General features: G+C 74.8%; 15 protein-coding genes and 1 pseudogene. 6 read left to right on the forward strand and 10 right to left on the reverse strand.

What is annotated here, in order from left to right; all coding sequences use genetic code 11:
• A partial coding sequence (locus ACWENR_RS17165; RefSeq protein WP_452277968.1) for an acetyl-CoA carboxylase carboxyltransferase subunit beta occupies positions 1–805 on the reverse strand: 805 nt, incomplete at its 3' end.
• On the reverse strand, positions 802–1,140 hold the full coding sequence (locus ACWENR_RS17170; protein WP_452277969.1) for a TcmI family type II polyketide cyclase: 339 nt from the start codon (positions 1,138–1,140) through the stop codon (positions 802–804). The genes ACWENR_RS17165 and ACWENR_RS17170, both read right to left, overlap by 4 nt.
• 420 nt (positions 1,141–1,560) lie before the next feature.
• Here ACWENR_RS17170 and ACWENR_RS17175 point away from each other — a divergent pair, with 420 nt between their 5' ends.
• Positions 1,561–2,370, forward strand: a complete 810-nt coding sequence (locus tag ACWENR_RS17175) for an AfsR/SARP family transcriptional regulator (RefSeq protein ID WP_452277970.1) — start codon at positions 1,561–1,563, stop codon at positions 2,368–2,370.
• A gap of 163 nt (positions 2,371–2,533) precedes the next feature.
• Here the strand turns inward: ACWENR_RS17175 and ACWENR_RS17180 are convergent, their stop codons facing one another.
• Genes ACWENR_RS17180 through ACWENR_RS17190 form a run of 3 tightly spaced genes read right to left on the reverse strand, consistent with a single transcriptional unit; the run spans position 2,534 to position 8,054 of the window.
• Complete coding sequence (locus tag ACWENR_RS17180) at positions 2,534–3,661, reverse strand: CU044_5270 family protein (protein WP_452277971.1); 1,128 nt, start codon at positions 3,659–3,661, stop codon at positions 2,534–2,536.
• Between the two features lie 40 nt (positions 3,662–3,701).
• Positions 3,702–4,283, reverse strand: coding sequence for an RNA polymerase sigma factor (locus ACWENR_RS17185; RefSeq protein ID WP_452277972.1), 582 nt, complete (start codon positions 4,281–4,283; stop codon positions 3,702–3,704).
• A 54-nt stretch (positions 4,284–4,337) separates the two neighbouring features.
• Positions 4,338–8,054 carry a S8 family serine peptidase gene (locus tag ACWENR_RS17190; RefSeq protein WP_452277973.1) on the reverse strand — a complete coding sequence of 1,239 codons (3,717 nt, stop codon included), beginning with the start codon at positions 8,052–8,054 and terminating at the stop codon, positions 4,338–4,340.
• Between the two features lie 325 nt (positions 8,055–8,379).
• On the opposite strand from ACWENR_RS17190, the gene ACWENR_RS17195 reads away from it, so the two are divergent.
• From ACWENR_RS17195 to ACWENR_RS17205, 3 genes and pseudogenes are all read left to right on the forward strand, one after another.
• The gene (locus ACWENR_RS17195; RefSeq protein ID WP_452277974.1) at positions 8,380–8,727 is read left to right on the forward strand and encodes a TcmI family type II polyketide cyclase; all 348 of its coding nucleotides are present in this window, start codon (positions 8,380–8,382) and stop codon (positions 8,725–8,727) included.
• Between the two features lie 15 nt (positions 8,728–8,742).
• Positions 8,743–10,092 carry an FAD-dependent oxidoreductase gene (locus ACWENR_RS17200; protein WP_452277975.1) on the forward strand — a complete coding sequence of 450 codons (1,350 nt, stop codon included), beginning with the start codon at positions 8,743–8,745 and terminating at the stop codon, positions 10,090–10,092.
• A gap of 860 nt (positions 10,093–10,952) precedes the next feature.
• Positions 10,953–11,435, forward strand: a pseudogene (locus ACWENR_RS17205) (helix-hairpin-helix domain-containing protein); the annotation flags it as partial.
• A gap of 324 nt (positions 11,436–11,759) precedes the next feature.
• Here ACWENR_RS17205 and ACWENR_RS17210 read toward each other — a convergent pair.
• Complete coding sequence (locus tag ACWENR_RS17210) at positions 11,760–12,581, reverse strand: hypothetical protein (RefSeq protein WP_452277976.1); 822 nt, start codon at positions 12,579–12,581, stop codon at positions 11,760–11,762.
• Between the two features lie 251 nt (positions 12,582–12,832).
• On the opposite strand from ACWENR_RS17210, the gene ACWENR_RS17215 reads away from it, so the two are divergent.
• Together ACWENR_RS17215 and ACWENR_RS17220 are read left to right on the forward strand one after the other, a co-directional pair.
• Complete coding sequence (locus ACWENR_RS17215) at positions 12,833–13,039, forward strand: hypothetical protein (RefSeq protein ID WP_091095227.1); 207 nt, start codon at positions 12,833–12,835, stop codon at positions 13,037–13,039.
• A 412-nt stretch (positions 13,040–13,451) separates the two neighbouring features.
• On the forward strand, positions 13,452–14,411 hold the full coding sequence (locus ACWENR_RS17220) for a TIGR03557 family F420-dependent LLM class oxidoreductase (protein WP_452277977.1): 960 nt from the start codon (positions 13,452–13,454) through the stop codon (positions 14,409–14,411).
• A 177-nt stretch (positions 14,412–14,588) separates the two neighbouring features.
• Here the strand turns inward: ACWENR_RS17220 and ACWENR_RS17225 are convergent, their stop codons facing one another.
• From ACWENR_RS17225 to ACWENR_RS17240, 4 genes are all read right to left on the reverse strand, one after another.
• Entirely contained in the window at positions 14,589–16,139 is a 1,551-nt protein-coding gene (locus ACWENR_RS17225) for a hypothetical protein (RefSeq protein ID WP_452277978.1), read from the reverse strand.
• A 180-nt stretch (positions 16,140–16,319) separates the two neighbouring features.
• Complete coding sequence (locus tag ACWENR_RS17230) at positions 16,320–18,413, reverse strand: amino acid transporter (protein WP_452277979.1); 2,094 nt, start codon at positions 18,411–18,413, stop codon at positions 16,320–16,322.
• 300 nt (positions 18,414–18,713) lie between these two features.
• Complete coding sequence (locus ACWENR_RS17235) at positions 18,714–19,124, reverse strand: hypothetical protein (protein ID WP_452277980.1); 411 nt, start codon at positions 19,122–19,124, stop codon at positions 18,714–18,716.
• 139 nt (positions 19,125–19,263) lie between these two features.
• A complete protein-coding gene (locus ACWENR_RS17240; RefSeq protein ID WP_452277981.1) occupies positions 19,264–20,034 on the reverse strand; it encodes a DUF5995 family protein in 771 nt (256 codons plus the stop codon).
• Between the last annotated feature and the right edge of the window lie 84 nt (positions 20,035–20,118).

A 20,118-nucleotide genomic window follows, 5' to 3' on the forward strand; every position in this document is an offset into this window, starting at 1 on the left:
GCCCCGCGCGCGCGGCGGCGAGCAGCGCCGCCAGCCGCCCCCGCAGGGCGTGTCGGGGCACCACCATGTCGACCTGCCCGTGCCGCAGCAGGAACTCGGCCGTCTGGAAGCCCTCCGGCAGCGCCCGGCCGGTGACCTGCCGGATCACCCGGGGACCGGCGAAGCCCATCCGCGCGCCGCTCTCGGCGAGCACCACGTCGGTGTTCGTGGCGAACGAGGCCGCCACTCCCCCGTACGTCGGGTCGGTCAGCACGCTGACGGTCAGCAGTCCCGCCTCCCGCAGGCCGGCGATCGCCTGGCTGACCGTCGCCATCTGCATCAGCGACAGGGCGCCCTCCTGCATCCGCGCGCCGCCGGAGGCGGTCACCAGGACCAGCGGGACCCCGTCCTCCAGGGCCCGCTCGGCGGTCCGGGTGATCAGCTCACCGACCGCGCAGCCGAGGCTGCCGCCGAGGAACCGGAAGTCCATCACCGCCAGCGCGCACGGGTGCCGGCCGATGGTGGCCGTGCCGCACAGGACCGCCTCGGCCAGCCCGGTGCCGGCCCGGGCGGCGGTGAGCCGGTGCGGGTACGGCACCAGGTCGACGAAGTCGATCGGGTCGAGCACCGCCGGCGGGTCCGGCAGCGCCGCGAACGACCCCGCGTCGACGAGCTGGAACAGCCGTTCCGGGGCATCGAGGCGGGCGTGCGCCCCGCACTCCGGGCAGACGTCGAGGTTGCGGCGCAGCCGCTTGCGGTACAGCAGCGTGGCGCAGCCGCCGCAGCGGGACCAGAGCTGCCCCTCCCGGGGCGCGGTGGCGGTCACGACGGCTGCCCGGCGGGTGCGGCGTCGAACCGGTAGAAGCACCGGGCCATCGCGTCGCGCGGCTCCCGCCACGTCGGCAGGTACGGCGACACGTACGGCCGCAGCCGGGCGCTGACCCGCGCGAACTCCGGATGCCCCCGGGCCGCCTCCACCGCCGCCTCGGCCTGCGCCTCCGTCTCCAGCAGGTGCACGTAGAGGTCACCCAGCCGGTACAGCGACCGGTGCCGCACCCCGACCAGGTGCGGCAACTCGGTCGCGTCGGACTCGGCGAAGATCTCGGCGACGCGCGCCTCGGCGCTCGGCACCACCTTCGCCACGATCAGCGAACGGTCCATGGACGGGCCTCCCTCCACGGCATCCGGCGTCGGTGACGACGGCGCCGGCCGAGCCGGACGACTGGCGACACGATGCGGTCGCCGCCGTCACGGCGGCGTCACCACGACCGACCGCCCGGCGACGTCACCTCGTGACGCTGCGTTGACGCAACCTGTGCATCCACTGTGCCCAGCGGATCACCACAGCGGACAATCCGCAGTTCAGAAGGGTTTTCGTGGCCGCCTCAGTCGGAAGCATGACCCTCAGCACACATTGACCGAGAGTGACCGCTATTGATAATCTTCGTGGCGGTCAACCCGGCGGCCGCGGCGGACGACGCCGTGCCGGGGCGCAGCGACGGCAACCGTGACAGCGGGGTCGAGGGCGGCCGCACCGGGACAGCAGACAAGTCGGGACGAGCGTTCCGCAGGGGGTGCCGCGTGGCCGCTGATCCGTCGACGCCGACCACCGGGCACCGCCCCGGCACGGACATCTCGCTGCACCTGCTCGGCGGATTCCGGCTGCTGCACGGCGACGTCCCGGTCGTGGTGCCGCGCGGCCTGCAACGCGTCATCGCCCTGATCGGGCTGCGCCCCGGCGCCACCCGCAGCCACCTGGCGGGCCTGCTGTGGCCCGACGCGCCCGAGGACCGCGCCCTGTCGTCGCTGCGCACCGCGCTGTGGCGGCTGCGCCAGGACCCCTGCTGCCCGCTCACCACCGCCGGCGACACCGTACGCCTCGGTCCCGTCGTCCGGGTCGACGTCGACGCCCTGGTCGGCACGGCGGCGCGGGTGCGCGAGGGCGACGACCCGTGTGCCGCCGCCGCGCTCGCCGCCGGCCGCCACGACCTGCTCCCCGGCTGGTACGACGACTGGGTCCTGGCCGACCGGGAACGGCTGCGCCAGCTGCGCCTGCACATGCTGGAGGACCTGGCCGGCCGGCACCTGGCGGCGGGCCGGCACGGCGAGGCCCTGGAGGCCGCGCTGGAGGCCATGGCCGCCGAGCCGCTGCGCGAGACCCCGCACCGGCTGGTGGTGCGCATCCACCTCGCCGAGGGCAACGCCTTCGAGGCCGTGCACGCCTTCTACGTCTACCGCGACCTGCTCCTGCGGGAACTGCGGCTGGAGCCCTCCGCGGCCATGACCGCCCTGCTCGACGACACCCTCGCGCCGATCCGGCAGGCCACCCGCGACGCCCGGACCGGGCCGCGCCGGCTGCCGTCCGCCCGGGTCGCCCCCCGCGCCCGCTGACCCGACGCCCCGTGGCGGCGGCGGGCCGGGCGGTGCGGCGACGGGAGGCCCCCGCCGGAGAAGACGGGAGGCCCCCGCCGGAAGAACCGGCGAGGGCCTCGTCAGTGGCGGCGCGGGCGACCGCCGGCAGCCGACCCGGACCGTCGTCGGGTCCGGCAGGCAGTCAGGTCCGGCCGACCGCGTCGACGACGCGGGTGTCGGTGACGACGGTCCACGACTCGTCGACGCCCCCGGCGTTGGATCGGACGCCGACGAATCGATAGCTGGCGGGGTCGAGGACGATCTCCTTGCGCTCCTTGCCCGCCACGGAACAGGTGAAGGCGATTCCGGTGTGCCCGCCGAGCTTCACCCCGCCCCGCACGAGTTCGATGCCGGGCAGCTTGGCGACGGCCCGGTAGAGCGCGGCCCTGAGCTCGGGCGAGATGATCGGGTCGTACGTCTGGAACAGGTCGGCGACCAGCGCGAAGGTGTGGGCGTCCGCCTCAGGCCCGGTGGCCGCGGACCGGCCGGCCCGCTCGGCGGCCGCCGAGCGCAGCACGACCAGCAGCTCGCCGGGTTCGGTCGGCAGCCCGGCGAGCGACTCGGGAGTCGATCGCCGCCCGGCGAGGTCGGGCCCCTTCGCCGCCAGCTCCGCCTTCTGGGCGGGGTAGCTGTCGTTGCGCCGGTCGTACCGCTGCGGCTGGGTCTTGAGCAGCCCCGCCCGCTCGGCGACCGCCCGGTCCCGCGCGGTGAGCGGCCGGACGCGGCTGTCCTCCCCCCGCGTCCGCACCGGGAACATGCCCTGCGGATCCAGCCACAGCTCGTCCCACCCCTCGACCCGCAGCCGCACCGTCTCGTCGCCCCACGGCCCCCCGTCGTACGTCCCGATGTCGCTCGACTCGGTCCGCACGTAGACGTACTGCCCCGCACGGATGGGGACGGCCGGGGCGAGGGCGGCCTGTCGGGCGACGAGTTCCAACGTGACGGCCGGCTCGGCCAGGGCGGTGCCCGGCGACGTCGTCGCCGGAGACGGGTCTCCCCGGTCGAGCAGGCCGGTCGCCACGGCGGCGCCGCCGACGAGACCGGTCAGTGCCAGCGCCGCCGTGGCGCCCACCGTGAGCCGACGCCACCGGGTGGTCGGGCCGGGCCGCCCGGCGGCGCCACCGTGCAGCGTCCGGTGGAGTACGGCGTGCCGCATGCGGTCCTTCGCGTCGGCGGGCGCCCCGGTGAGGTCCGCCCGGAGCCGGGCGAGCATCCGCAGCCCCGGGTCGTCGGGGTCGGCCGGCGTGTATCGGTTCATTGGTTCGTCCATGGCAGTTCGTTCTCCCGAACCTCAGACAACGGTTGGATGGTCAGGTGGAGGGGGCGTAGTGGCTGGGCAGCGCCCGCCGGAGCTTGGCCTTGGCCCGGTGCAGCCTGGACCGGACCGTGCCGGGCGGCAGGGCCAGCGCGAGGGCGAGATCGGGGTAGTCCAGGCACGCCCACACGTGCAGCAGGAGCACCTCCCGCTGTTCGTGCGGCATGGCGGCCAGCGCCTTCGCCAGCGACCGGGTGGCCGCCCGCGCGTCGAGCCGGTCGCCGACCTCGTCGGTGAACGACTCGTCGAGCGGCCGCGCCCCGTCGAGCGGGTCCCGGCCCGCGCGGGCGAGCGCCCGCCAGCCCCTGGCCTCGGCGCGACGGTGCTTGTGCAGCAGATTGGCGAGGATGCCGAACAGCCACGGTCGTGCGTTCGGGACGGTGACGTCGTACCGGTCGCGGTGGGCGAACGCCGTCGCGAACGTGTCGGCGACGAGGTCCTCGGCCAGCTGCCGGCCGACGCGGCGGGCACAGTAGTCGTACAGCTGGTCCGAGTACCGCTCGAACAGTTCGCCGAACCGCTCCGGCGGGCCCGTCATCAGATCCGCGTCCGGGCTGTCCCTCAGGGGCACGGTCACCGGGGCAGCCCTCCGTTCCGTCTCCAGGTTGGTTCCCGCTGCGTTGCGCACGGCCTACCCAACCTCCCGGCCGATCGCGTACGCGCGCACCACGGTCTGCTCGACGGTGTTGCCGGCCGCGTCGGTCGCCCTGACCCGCAGTGACGCGTATCCGCGGGCGGGATGCGTGACGCCGACGTTCCAGTGGTCGCCGGCCGCCGTGACGGTGGCCGGCCGCCACGTGCCGCCGTCGTCGTAGGACACGTCCACGGTGAGCGACCTGATCCGCACCTCGTCGGCGCCCTGCCGGGTCACGTGGACCGGGAGGCTGAACGCGCCGCCCGGGGCACGGTTGCGCAGGTCGACGGCGGGGTCGAGCCGCGCGGCGAGCAGCGGCAACGGCTTGCCGTCGTCGACGGCCGAAGACCCGAACGTCCACGACGCGGCCACCCTCGTCCACAACGGCCACCAGTCGGCCGACCGCCGGACCTCGGCCGTCAGCCGGTACGCGCCCGCCGACTCGGGCACGTCGAAGCGTCCGTAACCCGGCTCGGGACTGGTGTCCACCAGCTGCCCGTTCCGGTACAGGCTGACCGAGCCGCTGTCGAAACCCGGCTCCGGCATTCGCGGGCGGCCGGCCGAATCGCCGTACATGGGCAGCGTCACGTCGAACGCGTTGTCCGACCGCCACGCCAACGGCCGCGGAACCTGCCCGCCCGGGCCGCGGAACGTCGGCCCGGCGACCGCCTTGTTCCACACCACCCGATCCGACTTCCCGGCCGTCAGGACCCGCACCTCCGACGCGCGCGTGTCGCGGACCGACCAGAAGAGTTCCCAGGTGCCGGGGGTGAAGTACTCCACGCGTTCCTGCCCGGGCCGCACCGGCAGGAAGCGGCCGATCCCGACGCTCGCGCCGGAACTCTCGTACGCCGCGACGCGGTGCTCGGACCCGACCGCGGTGTCGTGGTACGCGCTGCGCACCGCGACCAGATCCGCGGTCCGTGCCCGGCGCAGCTGAGCCGTGTCCAGCTTCTCCGGCACCCGGTACGCCAGCTCGTAGCGCTGCCCCGGGAACGGGCGGCTCGTGTACGACACCGTGGCCCCGCCGGCTCTCGCCGACGCGGCGAACCGCTGCACCGTCGGGCCCGTGCCGAACATCGTCGGCAGCGCCGCCACCGGCTCCCCCGGCTTGCCGTCCGTCAGCGCGCCCGTCGGCACGACCAGCGCCGCCTTCGCTCCGGTCGCCTGGATGCCGGCCGTCCGATCGAGGACCTCGGCCATGGTGGTGCCGCCGGGAATCTCGACCAGCACCAGCTTGCCGCGACCGTCGATCTTCGCCAGGTCCTCCGCCGTGCCACTCCCGCCGTGCACCGTGGGTAGCGCGGCCTGCGCCGGCGGCTGCGGTGAGCCGGGCAACCAGTCAACCGGCACCTCGAACGGCACGTCGCCGTCGGCCCACAGCTCCACGACGGGCTCATGCGCCTGGCGAGCCAGCCCGGAGCTGAAGGTGGGCGAACTGGTGCCGGGCACCGTCGCCGCGTACAGCTCGTGGAACCGCGGGTCCACCTGGCTGGAATTGCTCCAGGTGCAGCCGCCGCAGCCGCTGACGGCGCTGATGGCGACATACGCCTGCGCACCGCCTCGGGCGGTCGGCGAGTCGGTCGTGATCGAAACCGGCTTGCCGGCCCTGGCATCCAGGGTCTGGACCACGTCGCGATCGACGACCAGCTCGGGATGGGTGATCAACGTGTACGACGGCTCCCGGCCGGCCTGGCGCGTCTCGATCGTGCCGCCGACCGAGTAACGGCCGCGCGGCAGCCGCACCCGCTCCCCGGGCTTCGGCTGGAAGGCGTTCAACGGGTCGTCCAGGTCGATGATCAGAATGTTGGGATAGTCGACCGACGGGGCCGGGGCACCGTCGCGGGCCACGAGATCGACGGTCAGGTCGTACTTCTCCTCCTCCTGGTACACCGACAGCGCGGTACGCGTGACCACCGTTCCGTCCGCGCTGCGACCGGTGAGCAGGCCGCTGTAACGGCCCGGGGCGCCGTCCTGCGCGGTAACCGTGGCCTCCACCGTCACGGCCCCGCCGGCCGGCACGGTCACGGTCTGCGCCGAGAACCTGACCAGCCCCGCCGGGGCCGGCTGCCCGTCCCGCCCGGTCAACGCCGCCGACAGGGCCAGCGTCACCGGAACGTCCCCGTGGTTGCGCCAGGTGATGTTCCGCCGCTCGGACACACCCTGGTTCGGCCAGCTCAGCAACGTCGACGTGCTGCCGGTCGCGGTGACGGCCTGGCCGGTGGCCCGCGCCACGTCCACCCGGCCCGTGCCGACCGCGTACGGGCCGGCGCCGGGAACCTCGGCCGCCGTGCTCATCAACGCGGCCTTCAGGTCGGTCGCCTTCCAGTCGGGATGCTGCTGCGCCAGCAACGCGGCCGAACCCGCCACGTGGGGCGCGGCCATCGACGTCCCACTCATCCGCTGGTACGCGTCGCCCACCGCCTCGCCGAGCGGTTCGACGCCCGCCGGCCGGGCCGCCACGATGTCCGCACCGGGCGCCGCCAGATCCGGCTTCGCCGCCCCGTCCCCGTAGCGCGGACCACGGCTGGAGAACGGGCTCAGCTCGTCATCGACGCTCACGCTGCCCACCGCCAGCGCGGCGTCCGCCGCCGCCGGGGTGGACACCCTCTCGTCGCCGCCGTCGTTGCCGGCGGCGACCACGAACAGCGTGCCGTAGTCGCGGGTCAGCTCGTTGAGCGCCACGGACATGGGGTCGGAGCCATCCGTGGGCAACGTCCCCAGGCTCATGTTCACCACCCGGGCGCGGGCCTCCACCGCCGCCCACCGCATCCCGGCGAGGACGGTGTCGAACGTCCCCGACCCGGAGTCGTCGAGCACCTTCCCGACCGCGAGCGTCGCGCCGGGCGCCACCCCCCGGTACCTGCCGTCGGCGGCGGCACCCGAGCCGGCCACGATCGACGCCACGTGGGTGCCGTGACCGTGACCGTCCTCCACAGTGCCCTTGCCGGAGAAGTCCCTCGACGTGGCGACCTTCCCGGCGAAGTCCGGGTGGTCCAGGTCGATGCCGCTGTCCAGCACCGCCACGGTCACCCCGGCCCCCGTGTGGCCACGCCCCCAGGCGACCGGAGCGCCGATCTTCGGCACACTCTGCTCCAGGTTCGCCCGGACCCTGCCGTTGAGCCACACCCGCCGGATGCCCCCGGCGAACCCGCGCCCGGTCGAGCGCACCCCACCCCAGAACCGCCCCGCGGTGCTCTTCTTCGCGTCGAGCGCCGCCATCGTCGTACCCGGCAGCGACCGCCGCACCACCGCGCCGGCCGGCGGAGCGGGCCGCACGGCCCGGGTGTTGTCCGCGTACTGCACCAGCAGCGGGACAGCGGACACACTGGCATCGTCGTAGCCCTGGCGGATCAACCCGGTGACGTTGAACAACTCCCGGTCCAGCACCCCGTCCCGCACCAGCCCGGCCGCGTCATGGGGCAGGACGTACCGGTCGCCGCGCCGGGTGAACTCCTGGAACTGGGTGAGACCCGGCCGAGGCGCCGGCTCGACCAGCACCCGGGTCCGGCCGCCGACGTCCCGTACCAGGACCCGGTCGCCGGTGATCAGGGTCACCCACTTGCCCGGACCCCGGTCGGCGACCTGGGCCGCCGCCGGCGTCGCCCCCGATCCGGCGTCGGCCTGTCCCAGGGCGACACCAGCCGCGACCACCGCCGCGACCACGCCGGCGAGCCCTCTCACCAGGGTGCCGTGTCGCGCACGTCTTCTCACAAAACTCTCCTCGAGTCGGCGTCGACTCCCGACCGGGGCGGCGGAAGCCGCAGCCGGCGGGGCGGGGCGGCAAACTTGCCGCCCCACCCTTGTTCACCGGAGGCGCACGCGAGGTTCCGACCGAACCTCATCCTGTTTCGGGCAGCCGCGGCCGGCCGACCCCCACCCCGCCGCGCCGCGCGACGAGACCCGCCCCCGCCCCGCCGGCGTCACCGACGCGACCCCGCACGTGACGGGCAGGTGACAGCCGCCCCGGCAGGGTGGGCCGCACAACAGTCCGTGGCCTCCGCAGTGCTCGCGGAGCACCACCGGCGAGAGGGGTCCCATGAGCCGTCTACTGATCGTCAGCAGGATCATCCCGGGCGCGGAGGGACGGGTGGCACAGATCTTCGCCGAGTCCGACGCCACCGAACTGCCCGGCCTCACCGGCGTCCGGCACCGGTCCCTGTACTGCCTGCACGACCTGTGCGTACACCTGATGGAGACCGCCGACGTGGACCCGGACGCCCTGGCCGGCGCCCGCAACCACCCGCTCTACCGCCAGGTCAACGAGCGCCTCTCCGCGCACACCTCCCCGTACCTGCCGACCTGGCGCTCGCCCCGCGACGCGATCGCCGGCTGCTTCTACCGCTGGGACGCCGCCGACGCGCCGTCGTCACACGCGGCCGGCTGAGCGAGGGAGGTCGCCATGTCCCCCAGACCACCCCACGTCCTGATCGTCGGGGCCGGCACCGGCGGCCTCTGCCTCGCCCAGGGCCTGCGCCGGGCCGGCATCAGCGTCGCCGTCTACGAGCGGTACCGCAGCCGGGGCGAGGGACTGCTCGGCTACCGCGTCGGCATCGGCCCCACCGGCAGCCGCGCCCTGCGCGAGTGCCTGCCACCGCTGCTGTTCGACACCTACCTCGCCACCTGCGCCCGCTCGCCCCGCTACTTCAACGTCATCACCCAACGGATGCGCCGCACCGCCTCGTTCACCCTGCGGCCCGACACCGACCCGGTCGACACCGAACGGTCCGTGGCCCGGATGACCCTGCGCCAGGTCCTGCTCACCGGCATGGAGGACGTGGTCCACTTCGACAAGACCTTCACCCGGTACGACCAACGCGACGACGGCACCGTGACCGCGCACTTCGCCGACGGCAGCACCGCCACCGGGGACCTGCTCGTCGCCGCCGACGGCACCCACTCCGCCGTACGCCGCCAGTACCTGCCGCACGCCGTCACCCGCGACGCCGGCACCGTCAACATCGCCACCCGCATCCCGCTGACCCCGCACACCCGCAGCCTGCTGCCCGAACGCGTCGAGCAGGGCATCTCCCTCATCTTCGGCACCGGCGGCGTGATGGGCGTGCTGCACGTGATGGAGTTCAAGTGGGACGGCGACGGCACGCTGAAACCCGGCGTCGACCCCGCCGACGCCGCCCTGCTGCGCGACTGGCCCGGGCTGCGCCACGACCCCACCCGCGACAACATCAACCTCGTCATCTGGAGCACCGCCCGACGCTTCCCCACCGACGTCATGCAGCGCCGCGGCGAGGACCTGATCCTGCTCGCCCTGCGGCTCACCCACAACTGGCACCCCCACCTGCGCGAGTTGCTCGCCCGCGCCGACCCCGGCAGCGCCCTGCCCATCCGGGTGGCCACCAGCGAGCCCGTGCCGCCGTGGAAGAGCAGCACCGTCACCCTGCTCGGCGACGCCATCCACACCATGACCCCGGGCCGCGGGGTGGGCGCCAACACCGCCCTGCGCGACGCCGCCCTGCTCTGCCGGCAACTGCGGCTGGCCACGGCCGGCGACAAGACGCTGCTCCAGGCGGTCGCCGACTACGAGGCCGCGATGGTGCCGTACGGCTTCGCCCGGGTCGCCGACTCGCTCAACCGCAGCGGCACCAACGGCGACGACCGGATGTACAAGCCCGTCGTCGGCCGACTCGCGTTGCTGGGCGCGCGCGGCTACTTCGGCGTCACCAGCCGCGTGCCCCGCCTGGCCCGCAAGTTCGTCAACGACTTCTACACCTACCGGGGCGAGGAGGACTGACCACTCCGGCCCCGCCCGACCTCCCCATGCCCCGTCCCGCCCGCCGCCACCGGCCGGCGGGCTCTGCCACCTCCGCGACACCGGCCTCCACCGACGACGGTCCGTCGCCCGCCGGACACCGCCGGTGCAACCCGTCCCACCCGCGCCGTCACCGGTCGATCCTGCCTGTCGCCCGTACGGAGCGTGTGCGAAGCTGCGGCGAGTTTTTCTCCGAGTTTCGACGTGGAACGAGAGGGAGGTTTGCCGTGGCGTGGTCTTTCGGGCACTGGCTGATACTGATCGTGGCCCTGCTGGTGGGTCTGGCCGGGGGATGGTTCTGGCGCGGTCGGCAGGACGCGGGCGCCGGGCACGGCGCGCCCACGGTGGAGGGTGACCCGGTCGCGGGCACGACCGCCGTGGTGGTCGACCCGCCGCCCGTCGCCACCACCGACGAGGCGCGCCCCGAGGTCGTCGTGGACCCCGCGCCCGACACCGTCGCCGACCGCGTCCCGACCACCGACGCCCCAGCCGCCGGCAACCTGGCCACCGACGCCCCGGTCGCGGTCGTCGCCGCCGACTCCGAGCGGGCCGGCGAGGTCGACCCGGCCGACATGGCGCTGACCGGCGACCCGGTGCCGGCGCCCGACACCGACCGCGTGGCCACCGCCGCGCCGCTCGACACCCTCGCGGAGCACCGCCCGGACGCCGAGGTCGTCCTGCCGGCCGCCGCCGAGGTGACCGGCCCCGTCGACACTCGCCCGGCCGAGGCGCCGACCACCGCCACCGAGCCCCAGCCCGCCCCGGCCGACGAGCCGCAGCCCACCCAGGCCACCGAGCCGCAGCCCGTCCCGGCCGACGAGCCGGAGCCCACCCAGCCCGAGCGCACCCCGGCGGAACCCGAGCCCGTCGCGCCCGCCACCGAGACCGAGCCCGAGCCCGTCGCGCCCGCCACCCCGGCGGAGCCCGAGCCCGCCACCCCGGAGCAGCCGGCGCCCGTCCCGGCCACCACGACGGTGGAGCCGGAGCCGGCGGGGCCGGCGGACGAGCCCGCCGCGCCCGTGGCGGTGCCGACGCAGCGCAGCGCGGACAGCGCCCCGCCCGCGCGGACCGACCCCGACGCCGACGCCGCCGACGACTTCCGCCGGATCCAGGGCGTCGGCCCGAAGATGGCGGCGGCGCTGCAGGCGGCCGGCATCCGGACGTACCGGCAGCTCGCGGAACTCGACGAGGCCGCCCTGCGGGAGACCATCCGGGGCGCCGGGCTGCGTGCCGCGCCGAGCCTGGCGACCTGGCCGCAGCAGGCGAAGGTGCTCGCCGGCGCCCCCCAGGAGGCCGCCGCCGCGCTGCCCGCCGCCGACGCCTGACGCCGGGCCGCCGCGACAGCGCGCACCCGGCTGGTGCCTCCCGTTCCTTTCGGGTACGGCACCACGAGGACCGACCCGACGCCGCCCGGTGTCGCGGTGCCTGCCACAACGGGCGCCGCGACACCGGGCGGCGCGGCATCCAGGGGCCATCTTTGTTCGCGTACCGGGGCACCCGCGCGCGAACGGGGCCGGCCCGCCGTGTCGACGGGCCGGCCCCGGAGCGCGGATCAGACCCGCACCGACCGGACGGCGGGCGGAAGGAGCCGCTGTCGCCGGGCGGTCACCCGGCCGGACGCGCCGGGCAACCGCCCGGTCCGGTGCCGGTCACACCAGCGCGCCCGCGTACGCCCGGACCGTGAGACGCCGGCCGGCGGTGGGGCCGAGCCGCACCTGGAGCCCGAGCGGCGCGGCCGCCCGGCGCACCTCGTCGACGTGCAGCGAGCCGTGCCGGTCGACGGTGAGCACCGGCGGCTCCTCCGGCTCGCCGGCCGGGGCGTGGAACGACAGCAGCGTCACCGAGGTCGGCAGGTGCCCGGGGTGCGCCGCCCGGGCCGCCGCCTCGTCCCGGTGCGCGAGCACCACCAGGTCGTCGAGGTGGGCGAAGTCCTCGACGATTCCCGCGGCCTTCCAGTGCGCCGGCTCGTCGGCGGCGCCGGTGCGGTGTCGCGACCGGTTGGCCGAGGTGATGTGGAGGTGGTCCATCCCGATCTCGGCGGCCGCCCGCTCGAAGAACGCGTTCGACGGGCACGCCAGCCCCGGCGCGATCACCTGCGTGGTGCGTACGCCCCGGTCGCGCAGGGTCAGGTGGGCGGGCAGCCGATCGACGGCGGGGCCCCGGAACCCGAACGGGCCGGCGCCGTAGAGGGCTCCCATCAGCTGCCGCACCCGGCCCTCGGGCAGCCGGTGCGGCACCCGCGACCAGTCGAACATGGCCGGGATCCGCCGGAAGGCGGTGGTGATGCTGCCGACCTGGTCGGCGGGGCGTCCCTTCGCGACGTTGACCCGCCGCACCGTGGCCGCGTCCGGGCGGGTCACGACCGCGTAGAAGTTACCGAAGGCCACCGCGACCACCGCGCCCCGGGCGAGCGCGCGGGCCGCCGCGGCGACGTCCTCGGATCGGTCGACGTAGAGGTGCGGGGCGTCCATGGTGTCCTCCTGCGCGGTGCCGTGAGGCAGTTCTACGCCGACCGGGCCGTCCCGGGGGGCCGTCGGTCGCCGATCCGATAGCGGACCGCCCCGACCGGGGCCGGACGGGCGAGCCGGCTCGGCCCTCCGGCCGGCCCGGGGCCGCCCGTCGACGGCGCGGACGCGGGCGATCGGCGACGCCGTTAGCCGTTCATCGCGAATGGGTACAACCTCCGGCACCTCGAACCACCACACCCTTTGCGGAGGCAGCGATGCGTGGCACGTCGATATTCGGAGTCCTCGTCGTCATCTGGCTGATCATCGGCGCGGTCGCCGCCGGCCAGCGCGGCTACTACAGCGGCGACGACACCAACTGCGCCGAGGCCGGCACCATCCTGGTCACCATCGTCGCGGGGCCGCTGAACTACATCGGCGCCAACCCCAAGGTCGACTGCGAACTGCCCCAGCCGTCCGAGTAGGACGGCCCCTCCCCCGGCCCGCGCCCACTGCGGCGCGGGCCGTTCCGTGTCCGCGCCGTCTCCCCATCCGGGTCGCAGCCCGCGCCGTTCCCTCATCCGGGTCACCGCCGCAGCGACCGCCGAATCGGGTTTCCCGACCGGCCGAGGGATCGGTCTCCCGACCGGCCGAGGGGTCGCTCTTCTGCTCGGACCGGCCGGCACGGGAGCCGTCCCGCACCCGACCGACGGGCGTCCGCCCGTGTCGGTGCGGGTCCTCCGTCGGCGCCGTGGCGCGCGTCGCTGCGCGTAGCGCATCCTAGGAGGCTGGGCTGTAGTTGGCGGCGGCCGGGCCGCCGCGGGCCCGGAGCACGTTTGCCGGCCGGGGCGGCGGGAACCGGCGTTGCTCCACACGGCGCAGGGACGGGAGCGCGGGATGAAGATCGGCTACAAGCTGTCCGCGGAGGGGTACGGACCGCAGGAGATGATCCGTCAGGCGGTCCGCGCCGAGCAGGCGGGCTTCGACTTCGTCGAGATGAGCGACCACTTCCACCCGTGGCTGGACGTGCAGGGGCACTCGTCGTTCGCCTGGAGCGTGCTGGCGGCGATCGCGGCGAAGACCGACAGCCTGGGCCTGGCCACCGGGGTCACCTGCCCCACCGTGCGGTACCACCCGGCGATCATCGCGCAGGCCGCGGCGACGATGGCGCTGATCTCCGACGGCCGGTTCACCCTCGGCGTCGGGGCGGGCGAGCGGCTCAACGAGCACGTGGTCGGGCAGGGTTTCCCCAGCGTCCGGGGCCGGCACGAGCGGCTGCGCGAGGCGTTGGAGATCATCCGGCTGCTCTGGCAGGGCGGCTACCGGTCGTACGAGGGCAAGCACCTCCAGCTGGAGGACGCCCGCGTCTTCGACCTGCCCGACACCCCGCCGGTGATCGCCGTGGCCGCCAGCGGCCGGGCCTCGGCGACGATGGCCGCGGAACTCGGCGACGGCCTGTTCGTCACCGAGCCGAAGGAGTCGATCGTCGCGCACTACCGGGAGGCCGGCGGCGACGGCCCCCGCTACGCCGAGGTGCCGATGGCCTGGGCTCCCGACGACGCGCAGGCGGTGGGCGCGGTGCTGGAGACCAGCCGCTGGATGGTGACCGGGTGGAAGGTGATGAGCGAGCTGCCCAACCCGGTGAACTTCGACGCCGCCAGCGCGTACGTCGAGGAGCGGCACGTCCGCGACCTGTTCTCCGTCGGTCCGGACCCGGAGGCGCACGTGGCGAAGGTCCGTTCCTACGTCGAGGCGGGCTACGACCACATCGTGCTGCAGAACGCCGGCCCCGACCCCGACGGCTTCCTCGACTTCTTCGCCGGCGACCTCGCCGGCCGGCTGCGTGCCCTCGGCTGAGCCGCCGCCGACGGGACGCGCCACCGGCCCGCCCGAGGACGTCGCCGCGGGCCCCGGGGCGGCGGGCCGTCCACGGGACGGGCGCGGCGAAGGGGCGCGCCCGGCCCGCCCCCACGACGATCGTGGCGGGCGGGGCCGGACACGCCCCGGACGCGGGCGCGAGGCGCCCGACGGCTGTCAGCGGAAGCAGTGGGCCACCGGCACCCGGCTGCCCTCGCAGTTGGCGGGCTCGTTGTCGATGACGTCGGTCTCGTCGTCGATCCTGACCCGCGCCTTCTCGACGAAGAGACCGCCCGGCTTCACCGTGGCGGAGTTGTCGGCCACCCGGCTGGCGTAGAAGGAGACCTGGCCCAGGGACGCGAACACGCCGCCGCCCTTCGAGGCCGCGCCGACGGCGTGGTTCCCGTCGACCTCGCTGCGGCGTACCAGCACGTTCGACTTCACCGCGTGGATCCCGCCGCCGGAGCCCCGGGCGGTGTTGCCCGCCACGACGCTGTCGTCGAGCGGAACCAGCCCCTGGGAGGCCGAGATCCCGCCGCCGTTGCCGGTGGCGGTGTTGTCGCGCACCTCCATCCCGCGCAGGAAGATCAACGCGTCCGAGTTGGCGATGCCGCCGCCGGTCTGGGCGGTGTTGCCGAGCACCTTCGTGTCCGCGACCCGTGTGCGGGCGGAGAAGCTGGCGATGCCGCCACCCTGCGCCGCGTTGTTGTGCGCGAAGGTGCTCTTCTGCACCTCGGCCGCTCCCCGGTAGTTGCCGAGGCCCCCGCCGTACGCCACGGCGCTGTTGTCGTGGAACTTCGACGTGCGCAGGGTCAGCACACCGCCGTTGAGCAGCCCCCCGCCCTTGCCGGCCTTGCCGGCGGCCCGGTTGCCGACGAACGTGCTGTCGGTGACGACCATGTTGCCGTCGTTGAAGATCCCGCCGCCGCCCCCCTCCGCCGAGAGGGAGGTGCTGCCGACGACGGTGGTGCGCTCGACCACCGCGGACGCGCCGTGCACGACGTGGATGCTGCCGCCCTCGGCGGCCGAGAGGCCGTTGCGCAGCACCACGTCGGAAAGGGTCAGCTCGCCGCCGTCGCGGACGGTGAAGAACCGGAACGCCTCGGAGTGCACGTCCCGGACGATGCTGGCGCCCTCGCCCCGGATGGTGATCGGGTGGTAGATGACCGGCAGCCCGGCCTTGTCGTGCTGCGGGTTGCGCGGCGGGGCCTCGGCGTCGCCCGGGTTCTCCGCGCTGTCGGCCGTCTCCCGGGCGTCCCGGATCCCGCCGTCGTAGTCGTCGGGCTGCTGGAAGGCGTGCGTCAGCTCGTAGGTGCACTTCGGGGCGAGCCGCAGGTCCGCGCCGCCCTCGGCGTTGGCCCGGACCAGCGCGGCGATGAGCTTCGCCGCGTCGCACGGCACCGGGACCTCGCCGCGGCGGCCGGGCTCCGGGCCCCGCTCCGTCCGGCCGTCGCGCGGCCTGCCTTCCCCGCCGTCGGAGTCCCACCCGCCGAGGTCGCCGCGGCGCTGCTCACGGAGGTCGTCGCGGTGTCCGGCGCCGGAGTCGTCGCCGCGCAGCGCCAGCGACGGCGCCTCCGCCGCGACGGCCAGGTTCGCGGCGGCTCCCGCCACCCCCGCCACCCCGGCCACTCCGGCCACGAGGCTGCCCGCGACGAGTCCGCCGGCTAAGAACAACCGGGACCGTCGCCTGGCTCGCGCCGCTCGCCGGTTCCCTCGATACGTCGACATCAGGCTCCCTGCCTTTCACGTGCATGACCGGCCGCCCCGAACCGGGCGCGGGGTGGCGGACATCCCGACGCCACCGAAGGTCACGATACGAGCGAAACTCGGGCAAGTCAGGCGAAGATGAATAAACGTAGTGTTCATCTTCGGATTGGCCGATCGACCCCAAACGGGCACGGTCGCCGGTCAACCGCCGACGTGGATGCCGGGCCGGCGGGTCGGGTCCGGCTCGGACTTGCGGAGGATCTCCCGGACCACGGGCGGGGTGTCGCCCCGCCCGAGGATGAGGTAGCGCAGCAGGTGGCCCAGCGGGTTCCCCTCGGACCACTCGAAGTGGGCGTGCGGACGGACGCCGGTGACGTCGCGCAGCGCCAGCAGGATCGCCGCTATCGCGTTGGGCACGGCCGGGCTGCTGGCCCGCAGCACCCGGAACCCACCGACCTGCACGCCGCGCACCCGCAGCACGTCGCTGAACTTCGACGGGTCGACCACGTCGATCTCCAGGAAGAGGATGTCGCCCTCGCCGGGGACCGGGTTCATGCTCCGCTGCGCCCGTTCCTTGACCGTGTACTCCTTCACCGCGCCGGTCGCCCGCTTGTGCGCGATCAGGTGCAGCCGGCCGTCGTGCGCCAGCGACTCGGCGACGAAGCGCCGGGCCGGCTCGTCGAACTCGATCCGCTCCGCGCGCAGCTCGGTGGTCCGGCTGACCCGGGAGACGAGCGAGACGACGATGATGCCGAGGATGAACAGCGCCGAGATGGTGATGCCGTCCGGCTTGGTGATCACGTTCTCGGCCAGGGCGTACAGCAGGACGAGGGTGAGCACCGCGAAGCCGGCGGCGGCGCGGCGCTCCCGGCGGCGGGCCGCGGAGATGGTGACGGCCACGGCGGCCGAGACCATCATGGCGAGGATCCCGGTGGCGTACGCGCCGGCCTGGGCGTTGACGTCGGCCCGGAACACCACGGTGATCGCGACGCTGACCAGGGTGTAGACGATCACGACGGGCCGCACCGCCCGGGCCCACTCCGGCGCCATCCCGTAGGTGGGCAGGTAGCGGGGCACGATGTTGATCAGACCGGCCATCGCGGAGGCGCCGGCGAACCAGAGGATCAGCGCGCTGCTGACGTCGTAGAGAGTGCCGAAGGCCTCGCCGACGTGCTCGTGGGCGAGATAGGCCAGCGCCCGGCCGTTGGCGGCCCCGCCCGGCTCGAACTCGGCGGCGGGGATCAGCGCCGTGGTGACGAACGACGTGGAGACCAGGTAGACCGACATGATCAGCGCGGCGGTGGCGAGCATCCGTCGGGTGTTGCGGATCCGCGCCGCCAGCCGGGCCTCCCGGTCGGCGCCCCCGCCCGCCACCAGCGGCATCATGCTGACGCCCGTCTCGAAGCCGGAGAGCCCGAGCACCAGCAGCGGAAAGGCCAGTACGGCGGTCACCGCCACCTCGCCGGGGTCACCCGCCGCGGTCAGCGCGGCGGTCCAGTCCGCCAGGGCCCCCGGGTCCGCCGCGATCTCCGCCACCGAGACCGCGACGATCACCGCGTTCAACGCCAGGAAGACGACGACCAACGGAATGGCCACCGCGACCGCCTCCCGGAAGCCCAGCAGGAAGACTCCGCCGAGGACCAGCAGCAGCACCACGGTGACGCCGACGGCGACGGCCGTGCCGCCGACGCCCTCGGGGACCAGCGGGTTCTCCAGCAGGTGCACCGTGGCGTCGGCCGAGGAGAGGGTGATCGTGATGATCCAGGAGGTGGCCACGAAGCCGAGCAGCACCAGCACGAAGATCTTGCCTCGCCAGAACGGCAGCAGCCGCTCCAGCATCGCCACCGAGCCCTGCCCGTGCGGGCTCTCCCGGGCCACCCGCCGGTACATCGGCAGCATGCCGAGCAGGGTCAGCGCGACGATCAGCAGGGTCGCCAGCGGGGAGAGCGCCCCGGCCGCCACCGCCGCGATCCCGGGCAGGTAGGACAGGGTCGAGAAGTAGTCCACCCCCGTCAGGCACATCACCTGCCACCAGGCGTGCGAGCGGGTCTGCCCCTCCACCGCCTCCGGGCCCACCGGCTGCACCCGGTGCGTGAACAGCCACCGCCGCAGCGGGCTGAGCGGGGCGGCCGGCCGGCTGGGGCTGTCCGTCACCTCGGGAACGGCGACCGGGCGGCCCCTGTGCCCGCCGGGACGGGTGGGGTCGCGCGCGGCCCGCAGGTCCCGGTCGGGGCCGGCGGGCGGCGGTCGGCGGCCGCGCGTGCGCCGCGACCTCGCCCCGTGCTCGTCAGCCATGCCCCGTCCCCACCCCTCGGCGGCCCTGCCCCGACCGTAGGCGGTCCCCCGTCCGCCGCCCGCCGGAACAGCGAACCCGGGCACCCGCCCACCCGCCGCGCCCCTGCCCGGACGGCCGACGTCGCGGACGACCCAAGCCGACAGCGCCGCGAGCCCTTGCGCCCGGGACGGCTTGACGTCGCCGACGACTGAGCCCGACAGCGCCGCGAGCCCTTGCGCCCGGGACGGCTTGACGTCGCCGACGACTCAGCCCGACAGCGCCGCGAGCCCTGGTACCCGGGGGCCGGCGTCGCGGACGACTCAGGCCGACAGCTCCGGCGGGCGCAGCGCCGCGGCCAGCGCGGCCGGGTCGGCGACGGTCACGGTCGCGCCCGGGTGCCGGAGCCAGCCGCCGGGCAGCAGGGCGGGCACCGGCTCGGCGAAGCGGAGGCAGAGCCCCGCCGCCGTGCTGCTGCCGAAGGTGACGCCGGCGTCGGCCAGCGAGAGGTGCGGCCCCACCGCCCGCCACCAGCGGTACGGCCCGCCCCGCTCGGCGCCGGTCACGTTGCGCCGGGCGGTACGCAGCCGCCACGGGCCGAACCGGACCACCACCTCCGCCGCGTCGACGCGCACCCAGGCCGTCTCCGGGCGGACGCCGAGCAGCGCCAGCGCGGGGCGGAAGACCGGATCGAAGCGGAACGCGAACCGGCGCGCGTCGGCGGCGTGGGTCATGGCGCCGGCGTACCCGGTGCGGACCGGCCGACACCCCCCCCCGGGCCGGCCGGCCCGCGCGCCTCGCGACGACGGCCCGGGACGCGTCCCCGCGCTCCGCCTGGTTGCCGGTGCGCAGCGCGGGGACCCCCCGTCCCGGCTACTGCAGGAACGCCCCGAGGGGCGAGAGCAGCAGCCGGCCGAGCGCGGCGGCGGTGTCGTCCAGCCGCGCGCGCTCGCACTCGTGGGCGGCCGGATCGTGCCGGCACCGCCAGATCTTCTGCGCGTTGCGCCAGGCGACGTCGCGCGTGTACTCGACCAGTTCCCCCTGGTACCAGTCGTCGATGTCGCCGTTGAGCATGTCGATGAGCAGCTGCCAGCGCTCCAGGTAGCCGCGCCGCAGGCCGGGGATCTTGTCGGCGAAGATCTTGTTGATCTCGAGGTAGTCGCGGTGCTGGTCGGTGCCGTCGACCGGCTCCGACTCCAGGCTGTCGAACGTGGTCACCAACGCGAACGGCAGGTCGAAGTTGATGTGCGCGTTCACCCCCGCCGCCGCCGACGGCAGCGGGCGGGCGTCCGGACCGCGCATCCGCAGGAACAGGCACGTCCACGCCTTCGGCGTGCCCGGGCTGGAGTCGGTCCACAGCCGCATCGCGTCGAAGTAGCGGGCGGCGAACTCCACGTCCAGCCGGGACAGGAACACCGGGTCGGCGAACCGGTCGTCGTAGAGCCCGTTCAGCACGCTCTCCGTGATCGTCAGGTAGAGCCGGTTGAAGTCGGCCAGCGGACAGCTCGCCTCCAGCGGAGGCAGCCGGACCAGCAGGTCCTGGAGCTTGGCGAGGTGGTCGACGACCGCCGGCACGTCGGCGGGGTGGTCGGAGAGCAGGTCGACGACGTCCCGATGCACGGGCCCCCACACCGGTTCCGTCATCTCTCCTCCACAGTGTTCCCGGGCACCCCGTGCCGTCGGCGACGTCGCACACTCTGCCAGCCGACGACGGGCGGCCGGATCAGT

Source organism: Micromonospora sp. NPDC004336, from assembly GCF_053602615.1.

Excerpts from the sequence above, each read along its gene's own strand:
- ACWENR_RS17230 (WP_452277979.1), bottom strand. The coding sequence starts at position 18,413 with ATGGCTGACGAGCACGGGGCGAGGTCGCGGCGCACGCGCGGCCGCCGA.
- ACWENR_RS17200 (WP_452277975.1), top strand. The coding sequence starts at position 8,743 with ATGTCCCCCAGACCACCCCACGTCCTGATCGTCGGGGCCGGCACCGGC.
- ACWENR_RS17225 (WP_452277978.1), bottom strand. The coding sequence starts at position 16,139 with ATGTCGACGTATCGAGGGAACCGGCGAGCGGCGCGAGCCAGGCGACGG.
- ACWENR_RS17210 (WP_452277976.1), bottom strand. The coding sequence starts at position 12,581 with ATGGACGCCCCGCACCTCTACGTCGACCGATCCGAGGACGTCGCCGCG.
- ACWENR_RS17195 (WP_452277974.1), top strand. The coding sequence starts at position 8,380 with ATGAGCCGTCTACTGATCGTCAGCAGGATCATCCCGGGCGCGGAGGGA.
- ACWENR_RS17235 (WP_452277980.1), bottom strand. The coding sequence starts at position 19,124 with ATGACCCACGCCGCCGACGCGCGCCGGTTCGCGTTCCGCTTCGATCCG.
- ACWENR_RS17215 (WP_091095227.1), top strand. The coding sequence starts at position 12,833 with ATGCGTGGCACGTCGATATTCGGAGTCCTCGTCGTCATCTGGCTGATC.
- ACWENR_RS17180 (WP_452277971.1), bottom strand. The coding sequence starts at position 3,661 with ATGGACGAACCAATGAACCGATACACGCCGGCCGACCCCGACGACCCG.
- ACWENR_RS17220 (WP_452277977.1), top strand. The coding sequence starts at position 13,452 with ATGAAGATCGGCTACAAGCTGTCCGCGGAGGGGTACGGACCGCAGGAG.
- ACWENR_RS17170 (WP_452277969.1), bottom strand. The coding sequence starts at position 1,140 with ATGGACCGTTCGCTGATCGTGGCGAAGGTGGTGCCGAGCGCCGAGGCG.
- ACWENR_RS17240 (WP_452277981.1), bottom strand. The coding sequence starts at position 20,034 with ATGACGGAACCGGTGTGGGGGCCCGTGCATCGGGACGTCGTCGACCTG.